The 12,413-nt window shown below is 34.6% G+C and carries 9 protein-coding genes; 5 read left to right on the top strand and 4 right to left on the bottom strand.

The window, feature by feature from the left end; genetic code table 11:
- Positions 1–77 precede the first annotated feature (77 nt).
- Positions 78–398, top strand: coding sequence for a hypothetical protein (locus B154_RS0105440; protein WP_018612364.1), 321 nt, complete (start codon positions 78–80; stop codon positions 396–398).
- Positions 399–604: 206 nt separating this feature from the next.
- On the opposite strand, the gene B154_RS0105435 is transcribed toward B154_RS0105440, so the two are convergent.
- The 4 genes from B154_RS0105435 to B154_RS0105415 form a co-directional block, all read right to left on the bottom strand.
- Positions 605–1,051 (bottom strand): SRPBCC family protein, encoded by a 447-nt coding sequence (locus B154_RS0105435; RefSeq protein ID WP_018612363.1) that lies wholly within the window; start codon positions 1,049–1,051, stop codon positions 605–607.
- Positions 1,052–1,224: 173 nt separating this feature from the next.
- On the bottom strand, positions 1,225–1,575 hold the full coding sequence (locus B154_RS0105430; RefSeq protein ID WP_018612362.1) for an ArsR/SmtB family transcription factor: 351 nt from the start codon (positions 1,573–1,575) through the stop codon (positions 1,225–1,227).
- A 285-nt stretch (positions 1,576–1,860) separates the two neighbouring features.
- The gene (locus B154_RS0105420; RefSeq protein ID WP_018612358.1) at positions 1,861–2,850 is read right to left on the bottom strand and encodes a DUF1574 family protein; all 990 of its coding nucleotides are present in this window, start codon (positions 2,848–2,850) and stop codon (positions 1,861–1,863) included.
- Between the two features lies 1 nt (position 2,851).
- Entirely contained in the window at positions 2,852–4,414 is a 1,563-nt protein-coding gene (locus B154_RS0105415) for an MBOAT family O-acyltransferase (protein WP_211217461.1), read from the bottom strand.
- A 486-nt stretch (positions 4,415–4,900) separates the two neighbouring features.
- Between B154_RS0105415 and B154_RS0105405 the strand changes: the two genes are divergently transcribed.
- The 4 genes from B154_RS0105405 to B154_RS0105390 all read left to right on the top strand — a co-directional run bounded on the left by B154_RS0105405 (position 4,901) and on the right by B154_RS0105390 (position 12,402).
- Positions 4,901–6,409, top strand: coding sequence for a Do family serine endopeptidase (locus B154_RS0105405; RefSeq protein ID WP_018612354.1), 1,509 nt, complete (start codon positions 4,901–4,903; stop codon positions 6,407–6,409).
- 360 nt (positions 6,410–6,769) lie between these two features.
- The gene (locus B154_RS30565; protein ID WP_018612352.1) at positions 6,770–10,108 is read left to right on the top strand and encodes an Ig-like domain-containing protein; all 3,339 of its coding nucleotides are present in this window, start codon (positions 6,770–6,772) and stop codon (positions 10,106–10,108) included.
- 153 nt (positions 10,109–10,261) lie between these two features.
- On the top strand, positions 10,262–10,939 hold the full coding sequence (locus B154_RS0105395; protein WP_026259988.1) for a response regulator transcription factor: 678 nt from the start codon (positions 10,262–10,264) through the stop codon (positions 10,937–10,939).
- Positions 10,940–11,142: 203 nt separating this feature from the next.
- Positions 11,143–12,402 carry a sensor histidine kinase gene (locus B154_RS0105390; protein ID WP_018612348.1) on the top strand — a complete coding sequence of 420 codons (1,260 nt, stop codon included), beginning with the start codon at positions 11,143–11,145 and terminating at the stop codon, positions 12,400–12,402.
- The last annotated feature ends 11 nt before the right edge of the window (positions 12,403–12,413 follow it).

Below are 12,413 nucleotides of genomic sequence, written 5' to 3'. Positions count from 1 at the left end.
AAAACGGAAAAAATAGGTTATATTTATTATGAATTGCTTAGCCTCAATACACTTTTTAACCCTCATAAATCAATAAAATGGCAACTATTACAAGCATTGCCAATGAAATGGCTAAGAGATTCATTGGTGCAAAAGACAAAAAATACGAACTGAACACGATAATATATGATATGAATTATCTTGTTTATTCAAACACTAAGGAGCCGCTAGGATATAAGGCAAAGTCGGCTATGTTTACACACATTTTTGATGTAGTAGCAGGCCGAGAAACATTACAACAAAATGAAGGCGAGGTATTGGTTCCTGATTTTAATGACATTGTTATATTCTTTGAAAAAAGAGATTCTATCTTAAAGCGTCTAAAAGCAGGTATTCACCAACAATGTGAACTTAACTAACCAGAAGTTGATTGTGCCATTGCTACCCCAATTATACTGCAAGGACAGAAAGTTCTAACCCTACCTCGGAAACTTATAGATATATTATCTGGTTGTAGAAGTAGCATCGCTTGTAAAGCGGCATCAAGCAAAAACGTTTATTGCGTTAAACTCTAAGAATCCAAAACACCTGTTACCTTCATTTTTGCAATTAGATCCGGGTTATTTTAAACAGATTCCTTAATGCTGGTTTTTTCCAGATATTTTTTCAACGACTCGCCGATGATATATGTCCATCCTGCAACAAAACTTTCTTTTGCAAAATCCTTGTTGTCTCCTGGGAACGTTTCCAGGCCTTCGTGAGTAAGCTTTAGTCTCGTTTTGTCGCCTTCCGGAAATAGTTCAAACGTTACAAACGACTTTCCCTCGTAACCCTCATATTGCCAGCTGTGGCTCAGCTTTTTACCCGCTACAACTTCCGTTATCGTGCATTTATGCAGGTAGCGCCTATTTTCACTTCCTCCTTCAAACTCGAACTCAAAACCAACTTCGGGCTTAAATTCTGAAATATCAAAATACCACTGCTTCATCTGATCTCTGTCTGTAATGGCTTTCCAGACATTTTCAATGGATGCATTGAAAGTACGTTCGATAACAAATGGTTCATTTTTCATTTTTATACATTTTTATGTTGAAGATCATTTATAGGTATAAACATAGTTTCAGCTATTTTCCAGTTTCCTTGTTTTGAGATTCTTATTTACCTTTTTAATAATTAAATTAAAGTCTCTCTTAAAAGTAGTACACAGACAGTTTGTTTTAAAAAGATCTTTATCAACCTGTTCAATTATTTTTTTGATGTTTTTATAGGTTTGCGTTTGTTTGCTGAAGCAGTTTCTTTAGCTAAAAAACTTTCAAGAGCGTCTAATTTCTTTGTCCAGAAAACTTTGTATTGTTCAACCCACGCAGACACTTCATTCAATTTTTGAAGTTTTGCTTCACAATATCGTTCTCTGCCTTTTTGTTTAATAACTATTAGCCCGCATTCGGAAAGTATTTTTATATGTTTTGAAATAGCTGGCCTGCTGATTTCAAATTTTTCTGCTACAGCATTCAGATTTAATGATTGATTTGCAATCATACTCAAGATTTCTCTTCTTGTAGGGTCGGCGATCGCCTGAAATACATCTCTCCGCATTTGTAAAAAAATTGTGTAACTGATCGGTTACAAATATATAAGAAACCTTTCGGTTACACAATTTTTTTTAATCATAATCAGTGCTTTCCAATTCCTGAATATATATGCTAACGATGTTGGAAACAAAATTGTGGCGTGCTATGATGAAAGAAGCAGGGCATAAAAATTTAAATGCATTAGGTGTCTCTAAACAATAAATGGTTTTTCAAGCCAAATAACTTTACGCAAAACCAGATACGCCTGAAATTCAACAGTTACCCCTGTCTTCAGAGCCATTAACTTATTTTAATGTGAGGCGATAGTATCCTGCTTTTCATACAGAAAAGCATTAAAATCATTTAGAAGCAGTTTAGTAAACTTTTGAGCTCCATCAGTATTCAAATGATGAAAATCTGTATAATCATTAGTCCAAGAAAGTGAAAGCTTTCTGTTTTCATTATAGTCGATAAAAACAATGTTGTTTTTATTAGCAATATCAGAAATTGCATTTGTGTATTCCTTATAATTATTCAATTTATTCTTAAACTCCTTTGTAACCGGAACTAATATAAACATAAGTTTTGCGTTACTTGCTTTACATAAAGCAATAATTTTATTTATATATTCTAATTGAATATGTGCCGGTGGTTGTATTTTAGAATTTACATGTCCAAACTCCTGTTTGTACTTTTCTGTATCATTATATCCTGAGGCAACAAAGCCCCCTAGGTTATAAATGTCAGCATGAAGACTTTCTTGTTTTACTTCAATTGTTTTTAATGGCTTGAATAAGCGGGATAAAGAGACGGCGACTAAGTTGCGAATTGTTACCATGTTATGTGTTCTTACTGCCATTTTAATTATAGTAGATGTTAATTCGTGATTAGATATAAGATCAATTGTAGACTCTGTGCCATCTCCATAACTTACACCCCAAAATAAATCTAATACAACATACTTAGGTTTGACAACTGACATATATTCCTTTAATAAGAAATAAGAATTATATGGACTTTGTGAAGAAGTTCCAAAATTAAAAGCCTTAATACCACTTCTTTCAAAAAGCCTTGTATCAACTCCGCGATAAACATGAGAAGAGCCTAAGAAGAGGACGTCAATACTAGAATATTTTTTTATTTCCCGTGTTTTTAAAAGAGTAAATCCTTCCCCCGATAAAATTTTGTTGTCTGGAAACCAGCCATTTATATGTAAGGCAAGGGCAATGCAAATTACAGCAGCATAGCTAATTATACTTGTAAATAATAAAATAAGAATTGTCTTTATTAATTTTTTCATGTCAAAACTGAAAATATATAAATTTTACTTTTGCAAAGCTTCCTAAAAGCAAAATAGATATTATTACTAAATTATATATGGCAATTCGAACAGGAAAAGAATATTGTTTAATCCGAATTAAAAAGCTTACCTCATTTTGCAAATACTCTAAAAGTACTAGCAAGGAAAGTAAAACAAACGCAAGAGAAATCATTGGAAGGCTTTGGCCCAGCAAAAGAGGGTTAGTACGAACAAAAGCATTATTTTTAACAGGGCTCAGGCCATCAAATAATCCAGTAAACATATGACTACTAATGTAAAAAGCATCTGTTATAGAATTGGCCCTAAAGAAAATCCAGGCAAAAGTGACCAATCCGAATGTTGTTCCAATTTGTACTAACAAATAAAAAACGGGAAACCTAGTTAATCCAATTCGCCTAACTAAGATGTTACGGCAGGTTTCAGTAGTTTGCCCGAATACTTGGTAAAAACCATGAAGGCAGCCCCATATAATGAAAGTCCAATTAGCACCGTGCCAAAGTCCGCTTATTAAAAATACAATGAAAATATTATAATACCAATGCCATTTACCAACTCGGTTTCCACCCAATGGAATATAAAGGTAATCCCGGAACCAAGTAGATAAGGAGATATGCCAACGGCCCCAAAACTCCTTAACACTTTTGGCAAAGTACGGCTGTTTGAAATTCTTCATCAAGTTGAAACCCATTACTTTTGCTGAGCCAATGGCTATATCAGAATAACCTGAAAAATCACAATATATCTGGAAAGCGAAAAATACAGTGGCTATTATTAATGGCAAACCATGATATTGAGTAGGATTATTATAGACGGAGTCTACCGCCAGCATTAATCTATCGGCAATTACTACTTTTTTAAATAATCCCCACGCCATTAATTTAAGTCCATCTGATGCCATTTGATAATTAAAATAATGTTTTTCATGAAACTGATGCAATACATTTTGAGGTCTTTCAATTGGTCCAGCTACTAGTTGAGGATAAAACATTACATACAGGGCATAAATACCAAGATGATGCTCAGCTTTTTGGTGCCCCCTGTAAACTTCAATAGTGTAACTCATTGCTTGAAAAGTATGAAAAGAAAGGCCAATGGGCAGTAGAATCGTGAGGTAAGGAATAGGATTCTTATACCCAAAAAGCTCACTAAGAGAACTAAGGCTATCATTGAAAAAGTTGAAATATTTAAAAAAAACTAAAACGCCTACATTAGCTATTAAGCTCAATAATAAGTACAACTTTCTTTGTTTCTGAGATTTACTGTTTTCAATTAGTAAACCTGCAGCATAATCGATTCCGATAGTAAAAAATAATATAAGAATGTAAATAGGTTTGAAAAACATATAAAATACACAGCTGGCAAATAGTAACAGTGCCCAGCGGAATTTATGGGGTAATAGAAAGTACAAGATTGTTACTATTGGAAAAAAAATCAGGAACTCAAACGAATTAAACAGCATTTGTATATTTAATTTGGATAATAAAGAATGATAATATAATGTATTAGATAACTTTAAGATTATTATTTCCCAAATAATGCCCACTCAAAAACTAAACAAACAGCAGGGATTAAAAAAACAGTGGATAAGCTTACAGAAGTAATGACAGTTGTTGTGTGACCTAAAAGCCTTACAATAATTAAACATAATTATTTTGCCTTTTCATTATTAAGAAAAATTACAATGTAAAATACTATTTTTTCTTGCTTTTTTAATTTTTTATTTCTTGATGTCATACACGATATTCTTGATCAAATAAAATATTTTCTCATTGCATGTTTTACTTGTTTATCATAATTTGTTTAAATCATTCTTACAAATTCTTAATATTCTTTTACTAACTCCGTCTCTATAAAGTAGTAGTAATTAAACCAAATAGTAGAAAGGCTCAAATTGATTGTAGAAAAATACCCTTCACTATAAAATTCCCCTGTTTAACAACGACTTTACACTTTTCTACAGATTCCCCTCAAAAGCGGGTCGTAAAGTTGTATTGTAATAAAAAATTATTAAACTCAATTTTAGAAAGTCATGAAATTAAAACAATTGGCAACAGTAATGTTAGTAAGTGCAGGCACTGCCATGGGTAGTATATGGGGATATGGCGAGTATATGCAACATCAACAAGTCGGTTCTGCCATTCCCTCATCCTCCATTTTTAAAAATACAAGTTATGATGAAAATGCAGTAAGCGGCCCAATGGTAGATTTTGAAAAAGCAGCCACTAAAGCGGCTCCGGCCGTAGTACATATTAAAACGCTTACCAAATCTAAACAGGTTTCTGCAGATCCGGATATGCAACAGGATAATCCCTTTAAAGACTTTTTTGGAGATGGCTTTGGTGATATGTTTGGAGGAAGAGGTGGCAATCGTCTATCTCCCGAGCAGAGAGCTTCAGGTTCAGGAGTTACCATAAGTGCAGATGGCTATATAGTAACCAATAACCACGTAGTTGACGGAGCTGATGAATTAGTAGTTACCTTAAATAACAAAAAAGATTATAAAGCAAAAGTAATAGGTAAGGATCCGAGCAGTGACTTAGCAGTAATAAAAATTGAAGCTAATAATCTTCCCTATCTTTCATTTGCCAACTCAGACGACGTACATCTCGGCCAATGGGTATTAGCAATAGGTTATCCTTTAAACCTTGAGACTACAGTAACATCAGGTATTGTTAGTGCAAAATCAAGAAGTCTTGGTATAAACAGCCGTCAAAGCAGTTCACCTGTTGAGTCTTTTATTCAGACAGATGCTGCTGTAAACCCTGGAAACAGCGGCGGTGCTTTAGTAAATACAAATGGTGAAGTAATTGGCATTAACAGTGCTATTGCGTCCCCTACCGGCTCATACGCAGGCTATTCATATGCTATACCTTCTAATCTTGTAAAAAAAGTCGTGAATGATATCATGAAATACGGCAGCACCAAAAGAGCCTACCTGGGGGTAATGTTTGGCAGCGATCAAATGAGTGAAGAAGATAAGAAAAAGAATAACGTAAAAGATGGTGATGGTGTGTTTGTGATGGATGTAGCAAAAGGCAGCGCTGCTGAGGAAGCCGGAGTACAGAAAGGTGATTTTATAACTAAGGTAAACGGTGCTGAAGTAAGTACAGGCACTGAAATGGTAGAAAAAGTTGCCGCCCTTCATCCTGGTGATAAAATCAATATTACTTACCAGCATAACGGAACTGAAAAAACAGCTACTGTTGCTCTAAAAGGTACTTCAGGCGCTTATGCAAGTGTAAAAGAACAGGTAATTGAGCAGCTAGGAGCCACTTTCCAAAACCTTGATAAAGACAAAGCTGAGCAATTACATTTACAATCAGGTGTTGTAGTCAAAACATTAGGCCAGGGAATTTTAACCGACCAGACAAGAATTAAAGAAGGTTTTATTATAACCAAAGTAAATAATACAAAAGTAAACACAGTAGATGAACTGAAAGATGCAATAAAAAACGCAGGAAACAGTGCAATAATAACTGGAGTTTATCCTAACCAGCCTCAAACAGAATATCAATATGCTTTAAACGATTTGCAATAAGTTGTGGCAATGATAGTGTGAGTGATAGTTTTAGTGTTGTCGTTTTAGTTTCACCCCGCCTGGTCTAGGCGGGGTTTTTTGTGTTTATACATTCTACCAATACAAGAACTTAATTTTTTTTTCATACTACGTACTTAGCTACTCCTATTAACTAAATAAATATAAATTAACCAGATACCCATATAACATATTAATAATTATAACAAAAAAAGAATGTAAAAAGGGTCTTTGTCCGCTAAAGACAATTGAATAGCTGAATTGGTCATCATTGGATTCTTGCTACAATAATCTATTTCTTAAAACGCTTATATCACTGTAATCCAATATTTGATCTTTAGTAATATATCCAATTCAGATTTTATGAAAAACCTTTTTACATTATTATTTGTCTTCTTCTTACACTCTGCATGGGCAACTAATTATTATTTTTCGACAGTTTCCGGTGATGATTCCAGAACTGCAGCACAGGCGCAAAATCCTTCCACTCCATGGAAGACAATAGGCAGACTAAATAGTTATTTCAGCAGCCTTCAACCAGGTGATGCTGTATTATTAAAGCGCGGTGAAACCTTTTACGGGTCAATTACTGTAAATAAATCAGGAACTGCAAGCTCACCAATTGTTATTGGTGCTTATGGTACCGGTGACAAACCGGTTATAACTGGCTTAACTACCCTGACTAATTGGGTTTCTGTCGGTCATGGTATTTACGAAAGCTACAATACCTCTTTAGGTTCAAATCTTGGGATTTTACTCCTAAATGATGAGCAACAGCCAATGGGCCGTTATCCTAATACCGGTTATTTAACCCTTGAATCTCATTCAGGCAAAACATCTATAACCGATAATCAACTATCGTCTTCTCCAAACTGGACAAGCGCTGAGTTGGTGACACGTCCTGCGCATTGGTTACTCAACAGGTCTAAAATTACATCTCACTCAGGAAACACTCTATATTATTCAGGTATTTCAGAACCTAACAATAACTTCGGTTATTTTATTCAAAACAGTATTAAAACCCTCGATCAGCTTGGTGAGTGGTATTATGACAAAGCCGCTAAAAAAGTAAGTGTTTATTTTGGAGAAAAATCTCCTTCATCTTTCAGAGTTACAGCTAGCGCTCTCGACTACGCTATATCTGCCTTAAATAAAAGTTATGTTGTGTTTGACAATTTAACTTTAAAAGGAGTAAACAATAGTGCAATCAGCTTTAACAAGGGAAGAAATTTAACTGTTAAAAACTGTGACGTTCAATTTTCAGGAATAGATGGTGTTAAGGTTTCAAATCATGCATATTTCACGATTGAAAACTGTGCTGTTTCAAATTCTTATAACAATGGCATATCAGTGGGTACTTCCAACACTTATGCTATAATTAGAAATAATATTATAAGGAACTCATATGCTGTACCGGGTATGGGTCAAAGCGGCGAGGGACAGGGTGCAGGCATCAGGGTTAATAAAAGCTCAATCGCAGAATATAACCAGGTTATTAATTCCGGTTTCATTGGCATACAAATGGGTGGCGATTCTTGCATAGTTAAGAATAACTATATCGATAACTTTTGTTTTGTAAAAGATGATGGAGGCGGAATTTATACCTATAATAACTCTGATGTTACAAATTATGGAAGAAAAGTAACAGGTAACATAATATTGAATGGCATAGGAGCAGCTGCGGGCACAAATACAACCAATTCTTCCGCCGAGGGTATTTATATGGATGGGTTGGTAAATGGAGTGGAAATTGCCGGTAATACTATTGCTAATTCCAATAAGGGACTTTTTCTTAATAATGCAAGGGATGTTATTGTAAAAAACAACACTTTATTTAATAATGGGCACGGACAGCTTCATATGCAGCACAATATCTCCGGCGGCTTCAGAAACAATACAATTACTAACAATATATTCTTTTCAAAGACTATAACACAGCCGGTTTCTGTTATTGCAAGTAAGTTTGATAACAGTGATATAAATAATATAGGAAGACTAGATAGTAATTACTATGCAAGACCAATTGACGATAGAAATGTACTTTTAAATACAATCTATCTAAACTCTGCACAAGAACACCAGGTAAAACGTGATCTGGAAGGATGGAAACTACAATACAATTTAGATCCTCAGTCAAAAACCAGCGCTAAACAAATAACCTCATTTAAAATTAATGGCATTGTAGGCTCAAATAAGTACGCGTTTGGAAGTTTTAATTCCAGTAAAGACGTTAAGCTTTGGGGCAACAATTGTACAACATCATGGGCAAATTCAGGTGTTCTAGACGGTGGTTATGTTAAGGTCGTTCCTTCAGCCAAAAGTTCTTCTATTGTGATAGGTATAGGAGCCCTTTCTTCTGACAAAAAGTATATCTTAAAATACAGTATAAAAGGTTCTTCTCGTATGAGCATCAGTGCGTACTTAAGAAGTTCTCAATATAAACCTATTACATCTGCAGAATCTCAACCGGTAACTACAACAAGAAGTGAAAATGAAATGTTATTCACGCCATCACAAAATGAGGCAAGCGGTTCTGTAGTCTTATTTGTTGACGCGCAAAGCACCTATTATCTTGATAACATACAACTATACGAAGCGGAAGCAACTGCCACCAATCCTGATGACTCAATAAGGTTTGTATTTAACCCAAGCCAAGTAATAAAAACAGTAAGTTTAGATGGCAATTATGTAGACGTAAAAAACAATAAATATTCAAACAGTATCCAACTGCAACCTTACCAATCTGCAGTTTTAATAAAAGATGGCCAGGAGCAAAAAACTCTTCAAAATGCAGCACCCGCTGTTAGCATTACAAGTCCTACTATAAATACGGGTTATAAAGCTTTATCAACAATCAATATCAGTGCTAATGCAAGCGATGCAGATGGAAAAATAACAAAAGTTGAATTTTATGATGGCTCAGCTTTACTTCATACCGAGTTCTACATACCTTATACTTACTCCTGGAACAATGTACCTGCAGGAACTCATACTCTTACCGCTAAAGCCACAGATAACAATGGCAATGTAACCATCTCTAAAACTGTAACAGTATCAGTTGTAGCAGGCAATGTAGCTCCCAACGTAACTATTACAAGCCCTAAGGTAAATGCAACGTATTATAAAGCAGCAGCAACGGTTAATATAAGCGCTAACGCTAGCGATGCGGATGGAAAAATAACAAAAGTTCAGTTTTATAATGGCACCACTTTATTGCATACAGAATTAAACGCTCCTTATAGCTGGGACTGGAAAAATGTAAGAGCAGGAAATTATACAATAACTGCTGTAGCTATAGATGATAAAGGTACGGCTACCAAATCTGCCAGTGCCACCATACTAGTAGAAGCACAAACTGCGAGCCGCAGTCTTGCTGATACAACACAACTCACTAACAACGAGCATTCTCTTAATTTAAGAAGCGCACTTGCAGGTAAAGTTGAAAATGCAGTATATAACGTAAAAGTATTTCCAAACCCTGCCATCAACAAAATACAAATAAACGTCGATGGATTACAGTTAAATAATCAACAAGCACAATTGTCTATAACAAACCTTTCAGGAATTTTAATTAAAAAAATGCCGGTGGCTTTATCAGGTAAAACTATTGAAGCAGATGTGACTTCTTTAAGTGCAGGTATGTACATCGTAAGTATAGTAAGCGATAACATAATGATTAGCAAGAAATTTGTGAAGAATTAATTGTAAACTTTACAACGGGTTCTTTAAAAGCTGTTACACTTGTAGCAGCTTTTTTGTTTTATAAAATACTGATTGCATAAACATGCTCTCATTATTTCAATATTGTTTACCAATTCAATCAAACAAAACGCTGCTTTTATTAATTTTATAGAAATGAAAGTTTTAATAATAGAAGACGAGTCAGGATTACAGCAGTCTATAAAAAAATACCTGGAGCACCAGGGATTTGTTTGTGAAGTGGTAGGCGATTTTGTGACAGGAATGGAAAAAGTATATAATTATAATTACGATTGCGTAGTGGTCGATATCGGCTTACCCTATGGAAGCGGTTTAGACATTGTAAAACAATTAAAGAAAATAGAATCTAAGGCAGGTATCATTATTATTTCTGCAAAAAATGCCTTAGAAGATAAACTAAAGGGGCTTGAATTAGGTTCAGACGATTATCTCACAAAACCGTTTCATTTATCAGAGCTAAATGCCCGCATCAATGCTATTATAAGGCGCAGGAATTTTGGTGGCAGCAAGACGATATTATTCAATGAAATAAGACTTGATCCTGAAGCTTTGCGGGTTACTGTTAACGAAAAAACGGTTGAACTAACTGATAAAGAATATCAATTGCTTGAATATTTTATTGCGAACCAGCGCAGGGTACTTACAAAAGCGGCCATCGCAGAGCATATATGGGGCGACGAGTATGAACAGGTCAGCAATTATGATTTTATTTATACACACATAAAAAACCTGAGAAAAAAATTAATAGATGCAGGGTGCGAAGACTATATTAAAACAGTATATGGAACAGGATACCGATTTACCGATATTTAATTTTGTGTACCCGGCATTTGCAATTCTATTAAACTTCCGTTGCGTCGCACTCTTGTACATTATAATTAGCCGGAACATGAATAATTCAAAAAATTAAAAAACACTTTCATTTCCTTATTATCAATTAACCTAAAACATAAAATCCTATTTATACAAGCTATTAAAAAAAAAGTAAAAATCGCAGGTCAGATAAAAAACGGATTATGAAGCTGCTTACAAAAACCACATTATATTTTTTAATCGCAATGGTTCCCCTGCTTGTAGTGGCAGGAATTTATTTATTCATGCAATTTAGCAAAGAACTAGATCACAGAATGGATGAGGAACTGGTAGCTGAAGAAGTGCAATGGATAAGATACCTGCAAAATGAATCTGATAACGGTACAACCTTTATTTTAAGAACTCCTGAACTGTTAATTTACCCTGTAAATGCCCCCGTTGCTACATACCCTACGATACAGGACATTTATGATACAAAAGCCAATAATAAAATTCCTTTTCGGCAATTATCACACATAGTTCCCGTAAACGGCGTTCCTTACCAAATAATCATTCGCAAATCGCAGGAGCAAAAATCCGCACTTGAAGTAAATATTACACGAATAATGTTCTTTGTATTCATAGGGCTGTTTGCTACAACTATACTTTTCAACTGGTTTATAAGTACAAGGCTTTGGAAACCCTTTAGAAATTCTCTTGAAAAAATAAGAAATGCAGAACTGCAAAAGATGGAAGCGATACGATTTGAAAAAACGGCAATCGAAGAATTTAATGAATTAAATGCATCTCTTAATTCAATGACTACAAAAATTCATAATGACTACGTAAATATGAAAGAGTTTACCGAAAATGCTGCCCACGAAATGCAAACTCCTCTTGCAGTCGTGCAAAGCAAAATGGAGTTACTGCTGCAGGACAGCAACCTCACCGACAACCAGGTACAATCTATCATGGATGCTAGCATGGCCTTGAGTCGTTTAAGCAAATTAAACCAGTCATTGCTGTTATTGGCCAAAATTGAGAACAACCAGTATGAAACAAATGAAACGAACAACCTGACGGACATTACAAAAAAATATCTGAAATTATTTGACGAGCTTATTAAAGACAAACAAATTATAACAAAAACAAATTTTGAGAAAGACTTTATATTAAACCTGCATCCATTTCTTGCAGACTCCCTGATAAGTAACCTACTAGGAAATGCTGTTAAGTATAATTACTCTGGAGGAAAAATTATAATTTCAGTACATAATAATAGATATCAAATCAGCAATACAAGTAATCTGCCGCCTATAGATTCGCAGCAATTATTTAAACGCTTTAATAAATCAAAAAATAGTGCAGACACCTCAAATGGTCTTGGGCTTGCTATAGTTAAAAGAATATGTGACACGCACAACTTATCCATTACTTATTCTGTAGAAAACGGCCTTCATCAGTTTAATATTCAAAAGAAATAGCAGTTTTTCTC

It is taken from the genome of Segetibacter koreensis DSM 18137 (genome assembly GCF_000374045.1).
Taxonomy (GTDB): domain Bacteria; phylum Bacteroidota; class Bacteroidia; order Chitinophagales; family Chitinophagaceae; genus Segetibacter; species Segetibacter koreensis.
The sequence above is the reverse complement of the archived record's forward strand: the minus strand, read 5'-3'. Positions and strand labels throughout refer to the sequence as shown.